At 72.9% G+C, this 18,794-nt stretch carries 21 protein-coding genes; 14 read left to right on the top strand and 7 right to left on the bottom strand.

Annotation, left to right across the window (positions count from 1 at the left end):
• The first annotated feature begins 58 nt into the window (after positions 1-58).
• The 5 genes from ABT084_RS30880 to ABT084_RS30860 all read left to right on the top strand — a co-directional run bounded on the left by ABT084_RS30880 (position 59) and on the right by ABT084_RS30860 (position 5,040).
• Positions 59-1,393, top strand: a complete 1,335-nt coding sequence (locus tag ABT084_RS30880; RefSeq protein ID WP_351050884.1) for a peptidoglycan binding domain-containing protein — start codon at positions 59-61, stop codon at positions 1,391-1,393.
• Between the two features lie 167 nt (positions 1,394-1,560).
• Positions 1,561-2,490 carry an ABC transporter ATP-binding protein gene (locus ABT084_RS30875; RefSeq protein WP_351050882.1) on the top strand — a complete coding sequence of 310 codons (930 nt, stop codon included), beginning with the start codon at positions 1,561-1,563 and terminating at the stop codon, positions 2,488-2,490.
• Positions 2,487-3,227: an ABC transporter permease gene (locus tag ABT084_RS30870; protein WP_351050879.1), complete on the top strand. Its 741-nt coding sequence runs from the start codon at positions 2,487-2,489 to the stop codon at positions 3,225-3,227. Before ABT084_RS30875 ends, ABT084_RS30870 begins: the two co-directional genes overlap by 4 nt.
• Positions 3,228-3,229: 2 nt before the next feature.
• Positions 3,230-4,426, top strand: coding sequence for a sensor histidine kinase (locus ABT084_RS30865; protein ID WP_351050893.1), 1,197 nt, complete (start codon positions 3,230-3,232; stop codon positions 4,424-4,426).
• Positions 4,423-5,040: a response regulator transcription factor gene (locus ABT084_RS30860; protein ID WP_351050877.1), complete on the top strand. Its 618-nt coding sequence runs from the start codon at positions 4,423-4,425 to the stop codon at positions 5,038-5,040. Before ABT084_RS30865 ends, ABT084_RS30860 begins: the two co-directional genes overlap by 4 nt.
• A 348-nt stretch (positions 5,041-5,388) precedes the next feature.
• On the opposite strand, the gene ABT084_RS30855 is transcribed toward ABT084_RS30860, so the two are convergent.
• A complete protein-coding gene (locus tag ABT084_RS30855; protein ID WP_351050874.1) occupies positions 5,389-6,174 on the bottom strand; it encodes a transglutaminase-like domain-containing protein in 786 nt (261 codons plus the stop codon).
• The gene (locus ABT084_RS30850) at positions 6,174-7,154 is read right to left on the bottom strand and encodes a GNAT family N-acetyltransferase (protein WP_351050871.1); all 981 of its coding nucleotides are present in this window, start codon (positions 7,152-7,154) and stop codon (positions 6,174-6,176) included. The genes ABT084_RS30855 and ABT084_RS30850 overlap by 1 nt, the downstream gene beginning before the upstream one ends.
• Before the next feature lie 117 nt (positions 7,155-7,271).
• On the opposite strand from ABT084_RS30850, the gene fdxA reads away from it, so the two are divergent.
• Positions 7,272-7,598, top strand: a complete 327-nt coding sequence (gene fdxA / locus ABT084_RS30845; protein ID WP_351050869.1) for a ferredoxin — start codon at positions 7,272-7,274, stop codon at positions 7,596-7,598.
• A 145-nt stretch (positions 7,599-7,743) separates the two neighbouring features.
• Positions 7,744-8,838 (top strand): succinyldiaminopimelate transaminase, encoded by a 1,095-nt coding sequence (gene dapC / locus ABT084_RS30840; protein WP_351050867.1) that lies wholly within the window; start codon positions 7,744-7,746, stop codon positions 8,836-8,838.
• 134 nt (positions 8,839-8,972) lie between these two features.
• Here the strand turns inward: dapC and ABT084_RS30835 are convergent, their stop codons facing one another.
• Positions 8,973-9,560: an ATP-binding protein gene (locus ABT084_RS30835; RefSeq protein WP_351050864.1), complete on the bottom strand. Its 588-nt coding sequence runs from the start codon at positions 9,558-9,560 to the stop codon at positions 8,973-8,975.
• A gap of 302 nt (positions 9,561-9,862) precedes the next feature.
• Entirely contained in the window at positions 9,863-10,861 is a 999-nt protein-coding gene (locus ABT084_RS30830) for a hypothetical protein (RefSeq protein WP_502969234.1), read from the bottom strand.
• A 78-nt stretch (positions 10,862-10,939) separates the two neighbouring features.
• On the opposite strand from ABT084_RS30830, the gene dapE reads away from it, so the two are divergent.
• Both dapE and ABT084_RS30820 read left to right on the top strand, forming a co-directional pair.
• Positions 10,940-12,019, top strand: a complete 1,080-nt coding sequence (gene dapE / locus ABT084_RS30825; RefSeq protein ID WP_351050860.1) for a succinyl-diaminopimelate desuccinylase — start codon at positions 10,940-10,942, stop codon at positions 12,017-12,019.
• Positions 12,020-12,084: 65 nt separating this feature from the next.
• Positions 12,085-12,840 (top strand): LOG family protein, encoded by a 756-nt coding sequence (locus ABT084_RS30820; protein WP_351050857.1) that lies wholly within the window; start codon positions 12,085-12,087, stop codon positions 12,838-12,840.
• A gap of 31 nt (positions 12,841-12,871) precedes the next feature.
• Here ABT084_RS30820 and folP read toward each other — a convergent pair whose 3' ends face one another.
• A complete protein-coding gene (gene folP / locus ABT084_RS30815; RefSeq protein WP_351050855.1) occupies positions 12,872-13,732 on the bottom strand; it encodes a dihydropteroate synthase in 861 nt (286 codons plus the stop codon).
• Between the two features lie 120 nt (positions 13,733-13,852).
• Here folP and ABT084_RS30810 point away from each other — a divergent pair, with 120 nt between their 5' ends.
• The gene (locus ABT084_RS30810; RefSeq protein WP_351050852.1) at positions 13,853-14,191 is read left to right on the top strand and encodes a DivIVA domain-containing protein; all 339 of its coding nucleotides are present in this window, start codon (positions 13,853-13,855) and stop codon (positions 14,189-14,191) included.
• Positions 14,188-14,781, top strand: a complete 594-nt coding sequence (locus ABT084_RS30805) for a DNA-3-methyladenine glycosylase I (RefSeq protein WP_351050850.1) — start codon at positions 14,188-14,190, stop codon at positions 14,779-14,781. Before ABT084_RS30810 ends, ABT084_RS30805 begins: the two co-directional genes overlap by 4 nt.
• A gap of 260 nt (positions 14,782-15,041) precedes the next feature.
• On the opposite strand, the gene chcB is transcribed toward ABT084_RS30805, so the two are convergent.
• Complete coding sequence (gene chcB, locus ABT084_RS30800; RefSeq protein ID WP_351050847.1) at positions 15,042-15,845, bottom strand: 2-cyclohexenylcarbonyl CoA isomerase; 804 nt, start codon at positions 15,843-15,845, stop codon at positions 15,042-15,044.
• 307 nt (positions 15,846-16,152) lie between these two features.
• Between chcB and ABT084_RS30795 the strand changes: the two genes are divergently transcribed.
• Positions 16,153-16,320 (top strand): DUF3117 domain-containing protein, encoded by a 168-nt coding sequence (locus ABT084_RS30795; protein ID WP_069086806.1) that lies wholly within the window; start codon positions 16,153-16,155, stop codon positions 16,318-16,320.
• A gap of 119 nt (positions 16,321-16,439) precedes the next feature.
• On the opposite strand, the gene ABT084_RS30790 is transcribed toward ABT084_RS30795, so the two are convergent.
• Positions 16,440-17,102, bottom strand: a complete 663-nt coding sequence (locus tag ABT084_RS30790; RefSeq protein WP_351050844.1) for an O-methyltransferase — start codon at positions 17,100-17,102, stop codon at positions 16,440-16,442.
• 167 nt (positions 17,103-17,269) lie between these two features.
• Here ABT084_RS30790 and sigE point away from each other — a divergent pair, with 167 nt between their 5' ends.
• Both sigE and ABT084_RS30780 read left to right on the top strand, forming a co-directional pair.
• Positions 17,270-18,049, top strand: coding sequence for an RNA polymerase sigma factor SigE (gene sigE / locus ABT084_RS30785; RefSeq protein ID WP_351050842.1), 780 nt, complete (start codon positions 17,270-17,272; stop codon positions 18,047-18,049).
• Positions 18,046-18,750: a zf-HC2 domain-containing protein gene (locus ABT084_RS30780; RefSeq protein WP_351050840.1), complete on the top strand. Its 705-nt coding sequence runs from the start codon at positions 18,046-18,048 to the stop codon at positions 18,748-18,750. The genes sigE and ABT084_RS30780 overlap by 4 nt, the downstream gene beginning before the upstream one ends.
• The last annotated feature ends 44 nt before the right edge of the window (positions 18,751-18,794 follow it).

Below are 18,794 nucleotides of genomic sequence, written 5' to 3'. Positions count from 1 at the left end.
GGTCCCCCCGCACGGAGTGTGGGGGAGGATCCGGGGCCCGGTCAGGTCCGGATAACCCATGGTAGCGAGGCCTCCCCCGGCGCCCGGCTACGGCGCGGGTCCCGGCGCGGGCACCGCCACGCCTCCGGCCGGGCCGACCACCGGCCCCGCCCACGGCACCGTGCCCGTCGGCGGCCCCCCGCAGCTCGACGACGACACCGCCAACTTCGCCGCCCCGCGCTGGCCCGGCCCCGAGCTGAACGGCACCGGCGGCCCGGCCACCAGCGCCTACCCGGCCCCGGGCCCCGGCGCGCCCGGGTTCAGCCCGCAGCCCCCGCCGCCCGGGCCCGTACCCGGCGCCGCCGAACCCCAGGGCGACCCGGGGAAGAAGGGCAAGAAGGGCAAGAACGGCAAGGCCGCGCCCCAGTCCGCCGCGTCCGGCGCGCCCGCCAAGAGCGCCAAGAAGGCCAAGAAGGGCCGCTCCAAGGTGGTCCTGCTCGGCGGCGCGCTCTTCGCCGTCGTCGGCATCGCCTACGGCGCCGGGCTGCTGCTCAACCACTCCGACGTACCCAAGGGCACGACCGTCCTCGGCGTGGACATCACCGGCAGCCGCGAAGACGCCGTGGCCAAGCTCCAGAGCACCTTCGGACCCCGGGCCAACGCCCCGGTCAAGCTCACCGTGGGCGGCAAGCAGGTCGAGCTCAAGCCCGAGAAGGCCGGCCTGACCCTCGACGCCCAGACCACCGTGCGCAACGCCGCGGGCAGTGACTACAACCCCGTCACCGTCATCGGCTCGCTGCTGGGACAGCAGCGGGTGGCCGAACCGGTCATGCCGGTCGACGAGGAGAAGCTCCAGGCCGCGCTGGAGGAGCTGGCGGGCACCGCCGGGTCCGCCGCCGAGGGCACGATCAAGTTCGAGCCGAACAAGGTCGTGGCGGTCCCCGGCAAGGCGGGCACCACCCTGAACGTGGACGCCTCCGTCACCAAGGTGGTCGCGGCGTACCGCACCCAGATCGCCAGCGGCAAGGCCGCCCCCGTCGAGCTGCCGACCGCCGAACGGGCGCCGGTCGTCGACAAGGCCGAACTGGACCGGGCGATGAAGGAGTTCGCCGAACCCGCGATGTCCGGGAACGTCACCATCAAGGCGGGGGGCAAGTCGATCCTCTACGGCCCCGCCAGGTCGCTGCCAAAGATCCTCAGCATGACGGTCGTCAGCGGCAAGCTGGTCGACAAGTACGACCTCGATGCGATCAAGGAACTGACCGGGAACAACTTCGACGGCGTCCTGATCCTCCGCGGCAACGGCGAGAAGACCGCCGTCACCCCGCAGGACATCGTCGGCGCCCTCCGCAAGGCGCTGCTCGGCAAGACCCCGGCCGAGCGGACCGCCACGATCGACACCAACCCCAGCTGATCCCTTCGCCCCATGGCGGATTGAAACCAGCAGGTCAGAGCCCCTGTCCGGATATCCGGGCAGGGGCTCCGCCGTCCCCTGTCATGCCCGGCGCATGACATCTGTCAGCTCGCACCCACGACGCGGGACACTGCCGCGGGCACCCCCGCCCGGGGGATTCTCGACCCATGACGACGACCACTGCGAAGACCACCGGGACCACCGTGGTGAGCTTCGAGAACGTGACCAAGAGCTACGGCGCGGTCCGCGCGGTCGACGGCCTCTCGCTGGAGCTGCACCCGGGCGAGACCGTCGCACTGCTGGGCCCGAACGGGGCCGGCAAGTCCTCCACCCTCGATCTCCTCCTGGGCCTGCGCCCGGCGGACACCGGCTCGGTCAAGGTCTTCGGCGGCACCCCCGGGCAGGCCATCGCGGCAGGCCGGGTGGGCGCCATGCTCCAGAGCGGCGGCCTGATGGAGGAGGTCACCGTCCGCGAGCTGATCACCCTCGGCTGCGCCCTGCACCCCCGGGCCTACCCGGTCGAGGAGGTGATGACCCGGGCGGGCGTCACCCCGATCGCCGACCGCAAGGTCAACAAGCTCTCCGGCGGGCAGGAGCAGCGGGTCCGCTTCGCCCTCGCCACGGCCGGGGCCAACGACCTGATCGTCCTCGACGAGCCGACCACCGGCATGGACGTCACCGCCCGCCAGAGCTTCTGGGCGACCATGCGCGAACAGGCCGACCAGGGACGTACGGTCCTCTTCGCCACCCACTACCTGGAGGAGGCCGACGCGATCGCCGACCGCGTCATCGTCCTCCACCGCGGCCGGATCCTCGCCGACGGCTCCGCCGCCGAGATCAAGGCCAAGGCCGGCGCGCGCAAGGTCTCCTTCGACCTCACCGAGCCCTTCGAGGAGGCGCGGCTGCGCGAGCTGCCGTTCGTGACCCGGCTCGACGTCCACGGCTCCACCGTCAAGCTCCAGTCGCGCGACGCCGACGCCACCGTGCACGCCGTCTACGGCCTGGGCCTCTACCCGCGCAACCTCGAGGTCGCCGGGCTGGGCCTGGAGCAGGCATTCATCGCCCTCACCGAGGCCGAGGAGGCCGCCGCATCATGAAGACCCTCGTCAAGCTCGAGATCGTCCGGGCCCTGCGCAACAAGAAGTACCTGTTCTTCACCGTGATCTACCCCGCGGCCCTCTTCCTGATGATCGGCGGCACGCAGAGCGGCACCACCAAGGTCTTCGGCACCGACCTGACGATGCCCGCCTTCTACATGGTGGCGATGGCCTCCTTCGGCGCCCTGACCGCCGTCCTGGTGGGCCAGAGCGAGATGATCGCCAAGGAGCGGGAGAAGGGCTGGGTCCGCCAGCTGCGGCTGACCGCACTTCCCGGGCACGGCTACGTCCTCGGCAAGATCTCCAGCGCCGCGATCCTCTCCCTCCCCGCGATCGTGGTCGTCTTCCTGGTCGCCGCGATCCTCAAGGGCGTACGGTTCGAGGCCTGGCAGTGGCTCGCCCTCACCGGGTCCATCTGGGCCGGCAGCCTCGTCTTCGCCGCGCTCGGCGTGGCCATCGGCTACCTGGTCAGCGGCGACGCCGCGCGCCCCATCGTGATGATCATCTACTTCGCCCTGTCGATCCTCGGCGGCCTGTGGATGCCCACCTCGGTCTACCCCCAGTGGCTCCAGAACATCACCCAGTGGCTTCCCACCCACGCCTACGCCGGTCTCGGCCAGGCCATCGAACTGGGCGGCGCGCCGCACCTCAAGGACGTGGCGATCCTCGCCGTGTACTTCGTACTCTTCGCGGGCGGTGCCGCATGGCTCTACCGCAAGGACACACTGAAGGCGTGAGCATGACACGCACGAAGACGAGCCCGGCCGTCGCTCAGCTGCAGAGCGACGGTCTCGCCCGCATCGGCCTGCCTCCCGAGAACCGGCGCCAGGCGGTCGTGAAGTCCCTCTGGATCGGCATCTGGCTCTTCTACTTCAGCGCCCCGGTGACCGACCTGGTCAGCGGCGGCCACAGCACCCTCGCGGTGGTCTTCGCCTCCCTGGGCCTGGCCGTCTTCGTGGGCTGGTACCTGACCCTGGTCTTCCGCACCGTCCGGCAGTTCGAGCAGCGGCGGGTGCTGATCTCGCTCGCCGTCATGTCCTCGATGGCGGCCCTCCTGTGCCTGTGCATGGGGCGGGAGTGGCTGGTCCTCTTCGTGTACGTGTCGGTCTCCGCCGGGGCCGCGCTGCCCGGGCGGCTCTCGCGCTGGGCCGTGCCCGGCGCCACCGCGCTGCTCGCGCTGACCGCGACGGCCGTGGAACAGGGCGGCGACTACCTGGCGGGGCTCCTCGTACCCGCCTTCCTCGGCGGCTTCGCGATGGTCGGCATCCGGCAGATGATCGCCACCACCGTCGAACTGCGCGAGGCGCGGGCCACGGTGGCGCAGCTCGCGGCCAACGAGGAGCGCCTGCGGATGGCCCGCGACCTGCACGACCTGCTCGGGCACTCGCTCTCCCTGATCACGCTCAAGAGCGAGCTGGCCGGGCGGATGCTCCCGGAGCACCCGGACCGGGCCGCCCAGCAGATCGCCGACATCGAGCAGGTCAGCCGGCAGGCGCTGACCGACGTGCGGGAAGCGGTGAGCGGCTACCGGCGGCCCACCCTGCCCGGCGAACTCGCCGGGGCCCGGACCGCGCTCACGGCGGCTGGGGTGGCCGCCGACCTGCCGGCCGCCGAGCCGGAGGAGGAGCTGCCGGAGGAGACCGAGTCCGCGCTGGCCTACGCGCTGCGCGAGGCCGTCACCAACGTGGTCCGGCACAGCGGGGCCACGCGGTGCACCGTGCGGCTGACCGTGCGCCAGACCCTGGCCGGGCCGGTGCTGGAGCTGACCGTGACGGACGACGGCAAGGGCGGCTCCGGCGTGCCCGGCAACGGCCTGACGGGGCTGACCGAACGGCTGGAGGGGGTGGACGGCACCCTGACGGCGGGTCCCGTGTCCCCGACCGGGAACCGCGGGTTCAGGCTGACCGCGCGGGTCCCCCTAGGATCGCCGTCATGACCCCAGCCCCGATCCGGATCCTGCTCGCCGAAGACCAGTCGATGGTGCGCGAGGCGCTCGCGGCGCTGCTCGGTCTGGAGCCGGACATCGAGGTCATCGCGCAAGTCGCGCGCGGGGACGAGGTGTTGGCCGCGGCGCGGGCGCACGACGTGAACGTGGCCCTGCTGGACATCGAGATGCCCGGCCTGACGGGCATCCAGGCGGCGGCGCTCCTGCGGGACGCGGTGCCCGGCCTGAAGATCGTGATCCTGACCACCTTCGGGCGTCCCGGCTACCTGCGCGGGGCGATGGAGGCGGGGGCCTCGGCCTTCCTGGTCAAGGACGCGCCCGCCGCGCAGCTGGCCGATGCGGTGCGCAAGGTGCTCGCGGGGGACCGGGTCATCGACCCCACGCTCGCCGCGGCGGCCCTGGCGGAGGGGGCGAATCCGCTGACGGACCGCGAGCGGGAGGTTCTGCGGGCGGCCGAGGGGGGTGCGACCAATGCGGAGCTGGCGGCTCGGCTGCATCTGTCCCAGGGGACGGTACGCAACTACCTCTCGACGTCGATCCAGAAACTGGCGGCGCGCAACCGCCAGGAAGCGGCCCGCATAGCCCGCGAAAAGGGCTGGCTGTAGACCTTGGCCCGGCTCCGCCGCCGGGGCGCAATCCCAGCCTCGCCGGCGTTGAGGCGCGCGTGCCTGTCTGCGGCTCGTTGTCGCCTCCGGCGGGCCCTCAATCGCCGGGCGGGCTGGATTTGGCGGGCCAGCCTGGCCTCGCTGCCGGGTGGGGGCAAATTCAGCCTCGTTGCCGGGTAGGGGGCAAATTCAGCCTCGCCGGCGTTTGAGGCGCCGCCGGAGGCAGTCTGTGCGTGCCTGTCTGCGGCTCGTTGTCGCCTCCGGCGGGCCCTCAATCGCCGGGCGGGCTGGATTTGGCGGGCTGGATTTGGCGGGCCGGGTATGGCGGCCCTCATGCGACGGGCGGGGTCAGTTCAGGCGGGCTCGGGCGGCTCGGGCTTCCGCGCGGATGTGGGTGGCGGCTTCCTTGTCCATCGCGTCCACGACCACCGCGTACTCCTCCAGCTCCCCCGCACCCTCCGTGTAGGAGCCCCGCTCCACCAGCAGCCGCGCCCGCTCGTACCGCAGCGCCGCGGGATGGGAGGGCAGCAGCAGCGCCAGGTCCAGCGCCCACAGCGCCACCCCGGACTGCTCGGGCCGGGTCGCGGCCCAGGCGCGGATGTTGTTCAGCACACGCAGGACGATGTCCAGCGTCCGGGCCGCCAGCCGCGGCCCCTCCGCCAGCTCCGCGGGCCCGGCCCCCAGCGACGCCCCGCTCGCGAAGGGATCCACCACGACCCCCTCCTCGGGATCCCCGAAGCCGACCACGAAGTGCCCCGGCAGGGCGAGCCCGTACACCGGCGCACCGGCCCGCCGGGCCACCTCCAGCCACACCACCGACAGCAGGATCGGCAGCCCGCGCCGCCGCCGCAGCACCTCGTGCAGCAGCGAGGACGACAGCCGGTCGTAATCGGCCGGGGTCCCGTGGAACGCCATCCGGCCGCCCATCAGCTCCGTCACCGCCGAAGCCCAGGCCCGCGCCCCGCGCAGCCCGTACGGCAGCATCCCGGCCAGCCGGTCCAGCTCGATCTGCGCGTCGTCGACGGCCCGCTGATCCAGCGCGGGATCCGCCTCGGCCGCCAGGTACAGGCACAGCAGCGCGAGGTCGGGCCGCTCCGCCCGCGCCTCCGCCGCGAACTCCTCGCGGAAACCCATCAGGCTGCCCGGAAGTGGTGGTAGGCGTGGTGCGCCGCGAAGCCCAGCCGGTCGTACAGCGCCAGCGCCCCGGCGTTGTCGCTCTCCACCTGCAGCCACGCCGCCGACGCGCCCTCCTCCAGCGCGCGCCGGGCCAGCGCCGTCATCACGGCCGTGGCCAGCCCGCCCCGCCGGTGCGCGGGATCGACCTCCACCGCCGCGAACCCGGCCCACCGGCCGTCGACCACGCACCGTCCGATCGCCCGGCCCGCCACCTTCGCGAACCACACCGACGGGCCCGCCGACAGCACCTGCCGGGCGACCGGGGCCAGCGCGCCCGTACGCCCGTACCGCTCCAGCCACTCCTCGTCGCACTCCCGGGTCAGCTCGACGCCCGAGACGTCCGCGTCCAGGTCGCCGACCGGTGCCAGCGAGCCGATCCGCACCTCCGCCGAGACCTCACGGGTCCAGCCGAGCCGTTCCAGGTCCGCGCAGAGGAGTTCCTGGGTGCCGAGGGCGCCCGTCGCGGCCTGGACGTACGCCGGAAGTCCGCGCCGCGCGTACCAGGCCGTCACTCGCGCGAGTGCTTCCTCCACCGGCACGCCCGGCTCGCCGAGCGGCAGCGCCGAGTTGGCCCGCCGGGTGAATCCGGCGGCCGCCCGCAGCGTCCACTCGCCCAGCGCCTCGCTCTCCAGCGGCTGCCAGGCCCGCGCACCGGCCCGGGTCAGCTCCTCGAAAGTGGCCGCGGGACCCCTGCGGCGGGCCGGGGCGGGAGGCACCACCTTGCCCGCGACCAGCGAGGATTCCGCGATGCGGACGCTCTCGCCGTTCTTTTGTGTGATCAGCAGCACACCGTCGGTCCAGGATGTGAGCACCCCCAGGGTGTCCGTGAACCTGACAGACCGGCCCGAGGCAGTCTCCACCCGTCGTACAGATACCCGTTTGCCCACGTCAGCCTGGGTGATACGGATTTCCATCAGTGCGCCGGCAGTGATTTCCACAGCTGTCTCCGCCCCTCCTGTTCGGATCGTGCCCGGGAACGGAGATACTAGATGCGGGCATCGACGACGCCGCGCTCCCGCGCGATATGGAAAGCCCTACCGAGGAGGAACGAGAGCGTGACCTACGTCATCGCGGAGCCTTGTGTCGACGTCAAGGACAAGGCATGCATCGAAGAGTGCCCCGTCGACTGCATCTACGAGGGCCAGCGGTCCTTGTACATCCACCCGGACGAGTGCGTCGACTGTGGCGCGTGTGAGCCGGTGTGCCCGGTCGAGGCCATCTTCTACGAGGACGACACTCCGGAAGAGTGGAAGGACTACTACAAGGCGAACGTCGAGTTCTTCGACGAACTCGGTTCGCCCGGTGGCGCCTCCAAGCTCGGCCTGATCGAGCGCGACCACGCCTTCATCGCCGCGCTGCCGCCCATGAACGGCGAGCACTGACCGCCTTAGGCGCAGTCTTACGGCGCGCGCGTCCCTCGGTCCCGTACGGCGAACCCGCCGCACGGGACCGAGGTGTTTTCCGAATCCGGTACGTCACTGGCGCACACCGGTACGCCGAGCACGCAGAGAGAGAGCAGAGACCACCGTGGCCGCAGTATCCGCTCGTCTTCCCGCCTTCCCCTGGGACAAGCTGGAGCCGTACAAGGCAACCGCCTCCGCCCACGCGGACGGCATCGTCGACCTGTCCGTCGGGACCCCCGTGGACCCGGTGCCGGAACTGATCCAGCGCGCCCTGGTGGCGGCGGCGGACTCCCCGGGCTATCCGACGGTGTGGGGCACGGCCGCGTACCGCGACGCGATCACGGGCTGGGTGCGGGGCCGCCTCGGCGCGAGCGACGCCGGACACCGCAACGTGCTGCCGGTGGTCGGCTCCAAGGAGCTCGTGGCCTGGCTGCCGACCCAGCTGGGTCTGGGCGCGGGCGACAAGGTCGCCTACCCGCGGCTCGCGTACCCGACGTACGAGGTCGGCGCGCGGCTGTGCGGCGCCGAGCCGGTGGTCTACGACGACCCCACCGAGCTGGACCCGGCCGGGCTGAAGCTGCTGTGGCTGAACTCCCCGTCCAACCCGACCGGGAAGGTCATCCCCAAGGAAGACCTGATCCGGATCGTGGCCTGGGCGCGCGAGCACGGGATCCTGGTCTTCAGCGACGAGTGCTACCTGGAGCTGGGCTGGGACGCCGAGCCGGTCTCCGTGCTGCACGACGACGTGTGCGGCGGCTCGTACGAGGGCCTGGTGGCCGTCCACTCCCTCTCCAAGCGCTCCAACCTGGCGGGCTACCGGGCGGCCTTCGCCGCCGGTGACGCCGAGGTCCTCGCCGAACTGCTGGAGATCCGCAAGCACGGCGGCATGATGACCCCCGCGCCGGTGCAGGCGGCGGCCGCGGCCGCGCTGGGCGACGACGCGCACGTGGCGGAGCAGCGGGAGCGCTACGCCGTGCGCCGCGCGGCGCTGCGCACGGCCCTGGAGGGCCACGGCTTCCGGATCGAGCACAGCGAGGCCAGCCTGTACCTGTGGGCGACCCGGGACGAGCCCTGCTGGGAGACGGTCGCGTACCTCGCCGGGCTCGGCATCCTGGTCTGCCCCGGGGACTTCTACGGCGAGGCGGGCGCGGACTTCGTCCGGGTCGCCTTCACGGCGACGGACGAGCGGGTCGCGGCGGCGGTCAAGCGCCTCGGCTGAGCCGGCCGCGGCCGCGCGGCCGCCGGACACGCCCGAAGGGGCCGGGAGTTCGCGCTCCCGGCCCCTTCGGGCGTTCAGGTGTCCCACGCACCGGCCCGCGTACGGACCCCGCGTACGGACCCCGCGTACGGGCGTCAGCCGCCCAGGGGGAGCGAGCCGAGCGGCAGGGACTGGACGGGGCCGAGGGCGGCGGCCCCGGGGACCCCGTCGGTCGGCAGGGCGGACGTGGGCAGGGCGGAGGCGGCGGGCGCCGCCTCGGCGGGCAGGGGGGCGGCGGGCAGCGCGCCCGCGACCGGGGTACCGGCGACCGGGAGGCCGCCCATCAGGTTCCCGGTGAGCCCGTCCGTCGGCAGGCCGCTCTTGCCGGCGGCGCCGGCGGTGTCACCGGCCACGGTGCCCGCCGCACCGGCCAGGCCGGTCGCGCTCTCGTGGGCGGTCGGGATGCCCTGGGCGGCCGCGTGGCCGCCCACCGCGCCGACGGCCGGGAGGGCGGAGCCCACGGCCTTGCCGCCGGTGGTCCCGGCCATGTCGGCGCCCTGCCGGGCGGTGTTGTTCACGGCGTGTCCGAGGCTCGCGCTGTCCAGGGCGGTGAGCGAACCCAGCTGGGGTGCGGACTCCGGGCCCACGGCGCTCGCCGAGCCGGCCGCGCCGACCACGGGCGCCGCTCCGGCTGCGAGCAGCAGTGCGGCACGGGCGATCCGGCGGGTCAGGGGGAGGGACATGGTGCTCCTAAGCGTCGTCGTGCTGGCTGAGTACGCCGTGCACAACTCGCCCAGGGCCCCTCGGAGTTGCGGAGCCGGTGGGTAAAGCCTTGGTAACGCGTCGTTTTATCGGCTTCGGTGACAAGCGCACCGGACGCGCGGTGAGCTGGTGTTCTGCCCCTGCCGCGCACCGGCGTGCGCCGCGTCGCGCCGGCCCCGGACGGGTGACGCCCCGTACGCGTGACCGGGCTGGTTCGGCCGCCGGGCTGAACGGTTCAGCAGGTCAGCGGGGCAGCGGGTCGGCCGCCCGGCCGGTCAGCGGTTCAGCGGTTCAGCGGGGCGACGAAGATCCGTACGTCGTCCGGGCCCGCGTTGCGGGCGTCGCCGTCACCGGACGTGCCCGGCGCCTTGTCGATCCACCGACCCTTGTTCTTGCCCGCGATCCACGCCTTGCCGTCGTACGAGACCCGCTGGACGCCCAGCTCGGCCGCGTGCGCGACCGTCCAGTTCGCCAGCTCCCAGCCGCGCCGCAGATCGGCCGGAACCCGTCGGTCCTTGCCCGTGACCGACAGCGTGACCTCGGAGGCGTCGGGGGGCGCCGCGGCCGTCCTCGCCGGGGAGGCGGGCGGACCCGCCTTCGGCGCCAGCCCGGTCCCGAACACCTTCACCAGCTCCGCCTTGACCCGCTCCGCGTCCCCCGTCTCCCGCGGCAGCGGACCGCTGCAGGACAGGGCCCCGGGGGCGCGCCCCGTGAAGGCCGCCGCGAGGAGGATCGCGTCCGGTTCGTGCTTCGCGTACGCCTCCGGGAAGCCGCTGCGCTGCACTTCCTGCGCGGCCTCCGTCAGCGGCATGGTCTCGTAGTTCGGCGCGTCCTCGAGGAGACGGTCGTAGAAGATCCCGGCCGAGTAGACCGGGTCCATGATCTGCGCCGGAGTGCCCCAGCCCTGCGAGGGCCGCTGCTGGAAGAGGCCCAGCGAATCCCGGTCGCCGTGGTCGAGGTTGCGCAGGGCCGACTCCTGCATGGCGGTGGCCATCGCGATCGTCACCGCCCGCTCCGACATCTTCTTGGACGAGCCGACCGCCGCGATCGTCGAGGCGTACCGGGCCTGTTCGAGGTTCATCGAGTACGAGCCGCCCGCGCCGCCGCCCGGCCCCGCCACCACGGTGCAGTGCGGAGCGCCGTCGCCGCCCGTCGACTCGTTCTGGACGATGTAGTAGCCGGCGAGCCCGAGCAGCACGAGCAACGCCGCGGCCAGCCGGTACGGGCGGCGACGACGGCGCGGTCGGGGAGCGTTCGTGTGAGTCTCGGACACGCGGCCCACCGTACTTGAGCCACTCGACGCGTCCATCGGCCGGACGCTCCGGCCTCGCGGCCGGGACGGCGTATTAGGGTCGGAGTCATGTCCGAATCCGAGCTGGACCTCACCCTGGACGCCGCCGAGCTGACCGCCCGGCTCGTCGACATCCCTTCCGTGAGCGGTGACGAGAAGGTGCTCGCCGACCTCGTGGAGCTCGCGCTGCGCCGTCTCCCGCACCTCACCGTCGACCGCTTCGGCAACAACGTGGTGGCCCGCACGCAGTTCGGCCGCGCGGAGCGCGTCGTCCTCGCGGGGCACCTCGACACCGTGCCGATCGCCGACAACGTCCCGTCCCGGCTGGACGAGAACGGCGTCCTGTGGGGCTGCGGCACCACCGACATGAAGTCCGGCGTCGCCGTCCAGCTGCGGATCGCGGCGACCGTGCCCGAGCCCAACCGGGACCTCACCTTCGTCTTCTACGACCAGGAGGAGGTCGCCTCCCACCTCAACGGCCTGGGCAAGGTCGCCGAGGCCCACCCGGACTGGCTGACCGGCGACTTCGCGGTCCTGCTGGAGCCCTCCAACGCCGAGGTCGAGGGCGGCTGCCAGGGCACGCTGCGGGTGATCCTGCACACGTCCGGCGAGCGCGCCCACTCCGCGCGCAGCTGGATGGGGTCCAACGCGATCCACGCCGCCGGACCGATCCTGGCGAAGCTGGCGGCGTACGAACCGCGCCGCCCCGTCATCGACGGCCTGGAGTTCCACGAGGGCCTCAACGCGGTACGGATCGAGGGCGGCGTCGCCAACAACGTGATCCCCGACGCCTGCGCGGTGACGGTGAACTTCCGCTACGCCCCCGACCGCAGCGAGGCCGAGGCGCTCGCGCACGTCCGCGAGGTCTTCGCGGACTGCGACATCGCCGAGTTCGTCGTGGACGACAGCACCGGCGGGGCGCTGCCCGGTCTGTCCCACCCGGCGGCGGCGGCCTTCATGGCGGCGGTCGGCGGCCGGGCCATGCCGAAGTTCGGCTGGACGGACGTGTCCCGCTTCAGCGCGCTGGGCGTACCGGCCGTCAACTACGGCCCGGGAGACGCGCTGCTGGCCCACAAGGTCGACGAGCGGGTCGAGACGAAGGCGATCCTGCACTGCGAGGAACGACTCCGCGCCTGGCTGACCTCCTGAATTCCGCTTCTCGTCACCTTTGTGCGCCTACCCTGATGCGAACGATCAGCAGGAGGGAGCACATCATGGGCAACCCTGAGAGCGGCCGGCGGAAGCCGGCGGAGCAGCAACTGGGCCCCGTACTGCGACGGCGCGACCAGGTCCAGGCCGGCAGTACGACCGACCAGCGGCTGCTGGACTCCGCCGGGCCCTCCGAGTGGGTGCACACCGACCCCTGGCGGGTCCTGCGCATCCAGTCGGAGTTCATCGAGGGCTTCGGCACGCTGGCGGAGCTGCCGCCCGCGATCAGCGTGTTCGGTTCGGCGCGCACGCCGGTGGGCTCGCCGGACTACGAGGCGGGCGTGGCCATCGGCCGGGCGCTCGTCGACGCGGGCTTCGCGGTCATCACCGGCGGTGGCCCGGGCGCGATGGAAGCGGCCAACAAGGGCGCCCGCGAGGGCAACGGGATCTCGGTCGGCCTCGGCATCGAGCTGCCCTTCGAGCAGGGGCTCAACCAGCACGTCGACCTCGGGCTGAACTTCCGGTACTTCTTCGTCCGCAAGACGATGTTCGTCAAGTACAGCCAGGGCTTCGTGGTCCTGCCGGGCGGCCTGGGCACGCTGGACGAGCTGTTCGAGGCGCTGACGCTGGTCCAGACGCAGAAGATCACCCGCTTCCCGATCGTGCTGTTCGGCACGGAGTACTGGAGCGGGCTGATCGACTGGCTGAAGAACACGGTCATCGCGCAGGGCAAGGCCTCGGAGAAGGACCTGTACCTCTTCCACGTCACGGACGACGTGGACGAGGCGATCGCGCTGGTGACGAAGGAAGTGGGGAAGTAGCCCCGGGCCCGCGAGGCCTGGCCGGCAGGACCTAGGCCAGGCCCCGGCGGGCCACGGCGGGCGGGCGGTGGCCCTGGATGGACGCCACCATCTCCAGGACCTGCCGGGTCTCGGCGACCTCGTGGACGCGGTAGACCTGCGCGCCCAGCCAGGCCGAGACGGCCGTCGTGGCCAGGGTGCCCAGCAGCCGCTCCTTGACCGGCTTGTCCAGGGTCTCGCCCACGAAGTCCTTGTTGGACAGGGACACCAGCACCGGCCAGCCCGTCTCCGCCATCTCGCCGAGGCGGCGGGTGGCCTCCAGCGAGTGCCGGGTGTTCTTGCCGAAGTCGTGGCCCGGGTCGATCATGATCGACTCGCGCGGTACGCCGAGCGCGGCGGCCCGCTCCGCGAGGCCGACCGTCACTCGCAGGATGTCCGCCACCACGTCGTCGTACTCCGTGCGGTGCGGCCGGGTCCGGGGCTCCACGCCTCCCGCGTGCGTGCAGACCAGGCCCGCGCCGTGGCGCGCCGCGACCTCCGCGAGCCGGGGGTCCACCCCGCCCCACGCGTCGTTCAGCAGGTCGGCCCCGGCCTCGCAGACGGCCTCGCCGACCTCGTGCCGCCAGGTGTCCACGCTGATCACGACGTCCGGGTGGCGGCGGCGCACCTCGGCCACGAAGCCCACCGTGCGACGGGCCTCCTCGACCGCGTCGACGTGCTCGCCGGGGCCCGCCTTGACCCCGCCGATGTCGATGATCGCCGCGCCCTCGGCCACCGCCTGTTCCACCCGGTCGAGCGCGGGCTCGTCGCGGAAGGTGGCGCCCTGGTCGTAGAACGAGTCCGGGGTCCGGTTCACGATCGCCATGATCACCGGCTCGTGGGTGTCGAACTCGCGCCTGCCCAGTCGCAGCATCCCGTGTTTCCTCCTCCGGCGGCCCTCGCCGCCCCGTCTGCGACCTTAACCGCCGTGCGCGCGTGACCGCCGCGCGCGGCATGGCACGATCGAGTCCGTGGCCGCAGTCTCTCAGGGGAGTTGATCGTGTTCTGGTTCTTGCTGATCGCGCTGGTCGTGGTCGTCGCCGGGGTCACCCTCGCGGTGGTCGGCGGCGGCACCGAGGCGGTGCTGCCGGAGGCCGATCCGGAGCTGGTGGCCGACGGGCTGCCGGAGACCCGGCCGGTGGTCCGGGCGGACATCGACGGGCTGCGGCTGCCGGTGGCTCCGCGGGGGTACCGGATGGCCGAGGTGGACGACGTACTGACCCGCCTCGGCGCGGAGCTGGCCGAGCGGGACGCTCGGATCGCGGAGCTGGAGGCGGCGCGGGGCCGCCCGGCGGCCGCGGCCGGGCCGGACCTCGCCAAGGGCGACCGGTGACCCCGGCGCCGGGGGCCGCCGTCGCGGGGCCGGACGGGGGGCTGCGGTGCCCGTGGGCGCTGTCCACGGAGGACTACATCGCCTACCACGACACGGAGTGGGGGCGGCCGGTCCACGGGGATGACGCGCTGTACGAGCGGCTGTGCCTGGAGGCCTTCCAGTCCGGGCTGTCCTGGCTGACGATCCTGCGGCGGCGGGAGGGGTTCCGGGCGGCCTTCGCCGACTTCCGGATCGCCAAGGTCGCGGAGTTCGGCGAGGCGGACGCGGAGCGGCTGCTGGCGGATCCGGGGATCATCCGGAACCGGGCGAAGATCGCGGCGACGCTGGCCAATGCGAAGGTGCTGGCCGGGTGGGGGGCGGGGGAGCTGGACGAGCTGATCTGGTCCTACGCTCCGGAGCGGCCGGGGGCGGCGCCGGTGAGCACGACCCAGGTTCCCGCGGTCACCCCGGAGTCCGTGGCGCTGGCCAAGGCCCTGAAGAAGGCCGGCATCCGCTTCGTCGGCCCCACGACGGCCTACGCCCTGATGCAAGCCTGCGGCCTGGTCAACGACCACCTCTCCACCTGCGTCTCCCGCACCCCCGGGGCGTAACCCCGCCGTATCGGCCTCGCCGGCGTTCGAGGCGCCCCCGGAGGGCACTCGGCCCGTACCTGCCGGGCCTCGTACCCCCCTCTGGTCCCGGCGGGAGCCTGTCGGGCACTGAGCCGGGTGGGGGTCGCTGCGCTCGGGGGCCCTCCGGGGGCGCCTCAATCGCCGGCGGGGCTGAGTTTCGCCCGCCGGGGGCCCGGAGGGGCGACGCGAACGCCGGCGAGGCTGCTGGGGCCGGCGTCGGCCGGGAGGGTTCGGCCGGGTCAGCGGCCTTCGTAGCGCGGGGGCTGCTTGGCCAGGAAGGCGGATACCGCGATGCCGTGGTCGGTGGAGGCGCCGGCGCGGGTCTGGAGGGCGTCCTCCTTCTCCAGGGTCTCCGCCAGGCCGTGCGCGGCCCCGTACGCCAGGGACTCCTTGAGGGCGGCGTAGGCCACCGTGGGCCCGGAGGCCAGCGCCCGCGCCACCGCCTCGGCCTCGGCGGCCAGCGACTCCGCCGGGACGATCCGGTTCGCGATGCCCAGCTCGTACGCCTCCCGGGCCGGCACCGACCGCGGGAACAGCAGCAGGTCGGCCGCCCGCGACTGGCCGATCAGCCGCGGCAGGGTCCAGGAGACCCCGGAGTCCGCGGTCAGGGCGACCCCCGCGAAGGAGGTGTTGAAGGACGCGGTGTCGGCGACGACCCGGAAGTCCGCCGCCAGGGCGAAACCGAAGCCCGCCCCGGCCGCCACGCCGTTCACCCCGGCCACCACCGGCTTCGCCATGGTCGTGAGCGCCCGCACGATCGGGTTGTAGTGCTCCGAGACGGTGCTCATCGTCAGCGTGGAGCCGTTCTCGCGGTCCGCCGCCAGGAACTCGACGTGCTCCTTGAGGTCCTGGCCGACGCAGAAGGCCCGGCCGCCCGCCGCCGTCAGCAGGACGGCCCGCACCGCGGCGTCCTCCGCGGCGGCGAGGACGGCGTCCCGCAGCGCGACCTTCGCCTCGGTGTTCATCGCGTTCATCGCGTCCGGGCGGTTGATCGTGATCGTGGCGAGGCCGTCGGTCACTTCGTAGAGCACGCTGTCTGACATGGCGGGGGTCCCCCTTCGTCGCGGGCAGAAGCCCCCAGCATGGCGGACCGCGCGGGGCCCCCGGTATGTGATGTGCGTCAAATAAACCGGGGGCCCCGTGGGCCGGGCGGGGGCGAAGTATCGCAGGCGGATCGCCGAAATGAGTGGTTTTGGTCAAGCGCGTTGCACAAGCGTTCCCCGCCGATGTTGGTCATCGGGTCCTGACATGCGGGATAATGGCGGGAAGCAATGTGTTCGATGCCGGGTACTAGGCGCCTGAATGGGGCCGTCGGCTGACGATGAGCTGGATTCAGGAAGGGGAACGAGCATGGCGGCCATGAAGCCGCGGACGGGCGACGGCCCGCTCGAGGTCACCAAGGAGGGGCGGGGCATTGTCATGCGCGTTCCGCTTGAAGGCGGCGGTCGGCTTGTCGTCGAGCTGACCCCGGACGAGGCCGGCGCCCTCGGTGACGCCCTGAAGAAGGTCGTCGGCTGACGCGTCCGCGTTATCGAAGTTCTGTTTTTCCTGATGTTCGCCGCTGCCCCGCCCGTGGTCACCACGCGTGGGGCAGTGTCGTGTCCGGACCCGGTCGGCTCAGCGCCGACCCGCCCGGCTCAGCGCCGTACGGCGCACAGCAGGCCGTCGCCCACGGGCAGCAGCGCGGACTCCAGGGCGGGGCTCTCGCGGACCGTGCGCAGCAGCTCGCGCACCCGCAGCACCTCCACCGGCTGGGCCGCCGAGTCGACCGTACGGCCGTCCGAGAAGACTCCCTCGAAACACACGAGTCCACCCGGACGCAGCAGGCGCAACGATTCAGCGAGGTAGTCGAGGGACTCGGCCGGATCCCCGTCGCAGAAGACCAGGTCGTATCCGCCGTCGGCGAGCCGCGGGAGTACGTCCAGGGCGCGCCCGGGGATGAAGCGCGCCCGGTTGCCGGCGAAGCCCGCGGCCCGGAACGCCTGGCGGGCGAAGGCCTGCCGGTCGGGCTCGGGGTCGACGGTGGTCAGCACTCCGTCGGGGCGCAGCCCGTGGAGCAGGTGGATGCCGGAGACACCGGTGCCGGTGCCGATCTCCGCGACCGCCTTGGCGTCCGCGGTGGCGGCCAGCAGGCGCAGCGCGGCCCCGGTGCCGGGGGAGACCGAGCGCAAGCCCGCTTCCCTCGCCCGGTCGCGGGCCCACCGCAGAGCGTCGTCCTCGGCGACAAACGCGTCGGCGAACGCCCAGCTCGTCTGCCGGTTGCCGCTAATGACCCTCTCCTGTCCCCATAGTTGGCGCAACGGTGACTGTATCCGCTGACGTCGGGAACCCGCAGATGGGACCGGGCGTTGTGAGGGGAAGAGGCGGGATAGAGGGGACGGCGCCGGGCAGATCGGCGGTCAAGGACCTCGGACCCGTGCAAAGTTACTGCAAAAATGCTTATCCAGAGCTGACGGGAGGGGTGGCTATGGTAGGGGCTCCACTGGACACCACCAGAGCCGACAGGGGAGGTGCGGCTGCGCCTGTGGATCGTGGAGGCGTCCTTCGGCGTCTCTTCTGGTCGGCGGGTGAGCCGAAATCCGTGATCAACACTGCTGACCGTTTCCACACCGCTGCCACCGCAACCACCGCGACCTTTGCCGCCGATGCGGGCACTCAGGCGTGGACCCCTCCCTCCTGGGAGGAAATCGTCAGCACGCACAGTGCGCGGGTCTACCGGCTGGCGTACCGCCTGACGGGCAACCAGCACGACGCCGAGGACCTGACGCAAGAGGTCTTCGTCCGCGTGTTCCGTTCGCTGTCGACGTACACGCCCGGCACGTTCGAGGGCTGGCTGCACCGGATCACCACGAACCTCTTCCTCGACATGGTGCGCCGCAAGCAGCGGATCCGCTTCGACGCGCTCGCGGACGACGCCGCCGAGCGGCTGCCGAGCCGGGAGCCCAATCCGCAGCAGGTGCTCCACGACACGCACTTCGACGCCGATGTCCAGCAGGCGCTGGACACCCTCGCGCCGGAGTTCCGCGCCGCCGTGGTGCTGTGCGACATCGAAGGCCTGTCGTACGAGGAGATCGCCGCCACCCTCGGCGTGAAGCTCGGCACCGTCCGCAGCCGGATCCACCGTGGCCGCTCGCACCTGCGCAAGGCGCTCAAGCACCGCTCCCCCGAGGCGCGGGCGGAGCAGCGTGCGCTGGCGGGTGTGGCGGCGGGTGCCCCGTTCGTGGGGGGAGAGGGCGGAGCCGAGTGAGCGGAGTCAGTCCGTCCGCAGCGGAACACCACCTGGGCGACCGGCTCGCCGCCCTGGTGGACGGAGAGCTGAGCCATGACGTGCGCGAGCGCGTCCTCGCCCATCTGGCGACCTGTGCCCGGTGCAAGGCCGAGGCCGATGCCCAGCGCCGGCTGAAGACCCTCTTCGTCGAGAGCGCGCCACCGCCGCTCTCCGCCGGGCTGCTGGCCCGGCTCCAGGGCCTGCCCGGCGGTGGACCCGAGGGTCCCGCCGCGCCGTCCGGCCCGCCGGACGCCTCCGTCCGGTCCGGTGCCACCGATCCCTTCGCCACCTTCGGGTACGCCTTCCAGAGCCCCCGCCCGCACGAGGGCTTCCGGATACACGAGGTGGGCCGACCCCGCCGCCGGTTCGCCTTCGTCGCCGCGGGAGCCGTCTCGCTCGCCGCGATCGCGCTCGGCGGCGCCCTGCCCCTGGACCAGGTCGAGCCCAACGCCCGTGGTGAGGGCGGTGCGAGCGTCACCCCGGCCGCCCAGCCCGGTGCCACCGGCGGCGCCCTGTCCGTGGTGGACGCGGTCATCCGGGACCGGCCTCGCACCCCGGCCGGAAGCGCGACCCTCGGCCCGGAGCTGCTGTCGGTGCTGAGCCCCTCGGCGTCCTACGCGGCGCCCCTGCCGCCCGTGGCGCCGACCCTGTCACCGCGCCCGGTGTCCCTGACGCGCTGACGCGCCCGCGCCACGTCGTGGCGCGTCCCGCCGGTGTCCGTGGC

Source organism: Streptomyces sp. NPDC002138, assembly GCF_040296485.1.
Lineage (GTDB): Bacteria > Actinomycetota > Actinomycetes > Streptomycetales > Streptomycetaceae > Streptomyces.
This window is presented reverse-complemented; position numbering and strand designations above follow the sequence as displayed.

Bases quoted from the DNA above. Each gene is read 5' to 3' on its own strand.
- ABT084_RS30880 (WP_351050884.1), top strand. From the start codon at position 59: ATGGTAGCGAGGCCTCCCCCGGCGCCCGGCTACGGCGCGGGTCCCGGC.
- ABT084_RS30875 (WP_351050882.1), top strand. From the start codon at position 1,561: ATGACGACGACCACTGCGAAGACCACCGGGACCACCGTGGTGAGCTTC.
- ABT084_RS30870 (WP_351050879.1), top strand. From the start codon at position 2,487: ATGAAGACCCTCGTCAAGCTCGAGATCGTCCGGGCCCTGCGCAACAAG.
- ABT084_RS30865 (WP_351050893.1), top strand. From the start codon at position 3,230: ATGACACGCACGAAGACGAGCCCGGCCGTCGCTCAGCTGCAGAGCGAC.
- ABT084_RS30860 (WP_351050877.1), top strand. From the start codon at position 4,423: ATGACCCCAGCCCCGATCCGGATCCTGCTCGCCGAAGACCAGTCGATG.
- ABT084_RS30855 (WP_351050874.1), bottom strand. From the start codon at position 6,174: ATGGGTTTCCGCGAGGAGTTCGCGGCGGAGGCGCGGGCGGAGCGGCCC.
- ABT084_RS30835 (WP_351050864.1), bottom strand. From the start codon at position 9,560: ATGTCCCTCCCCCTGACCCGCCGGATCGCCCGTGCCGCACTGCTGCTC.
- dapE (WP_351050860.1), top strand. From the start codon at position 10,940: ATGTCCGAATCCGAGCTGGACCTCACCCTGGACGCCGCCGAGCTGACC.
- ABT084_RS30820 (WP_351050857.1), top strand. From the start codon at position 12,085: ATGGGCAACCCTGAGAGCGGCCGGCGGAAGCCGGCGGAGCAGCAACTG.
- folP (WP_351050855.1), bottom strand. From the start codon at position 13,732: ATGCTGCGACTGGGCAGGCGCGAGTTCGACACCCACGAGCCGGTGATC.
- chcB (WP_351050847.1), bottom strand. From the start codon at position 15,845: ATGTCAGACAGCGTGCTCTACGAAGTGACCGACGGCCTCGCCACGATC.
- ABT084_RS30795 (WP_069086806.1), top strand. From the start codon at position 16,153: ATGGCGGCCATGAAGCCGCGGACGGGCGACGGCCCGCTCGAGGTCACC.
- sigE (WP_351050842.1), top strand. From the start codon at position 17,270: ATGGTAGGGGCTCCACTGGACACCACCAGAGCCGACAGGGGAGGTGCG.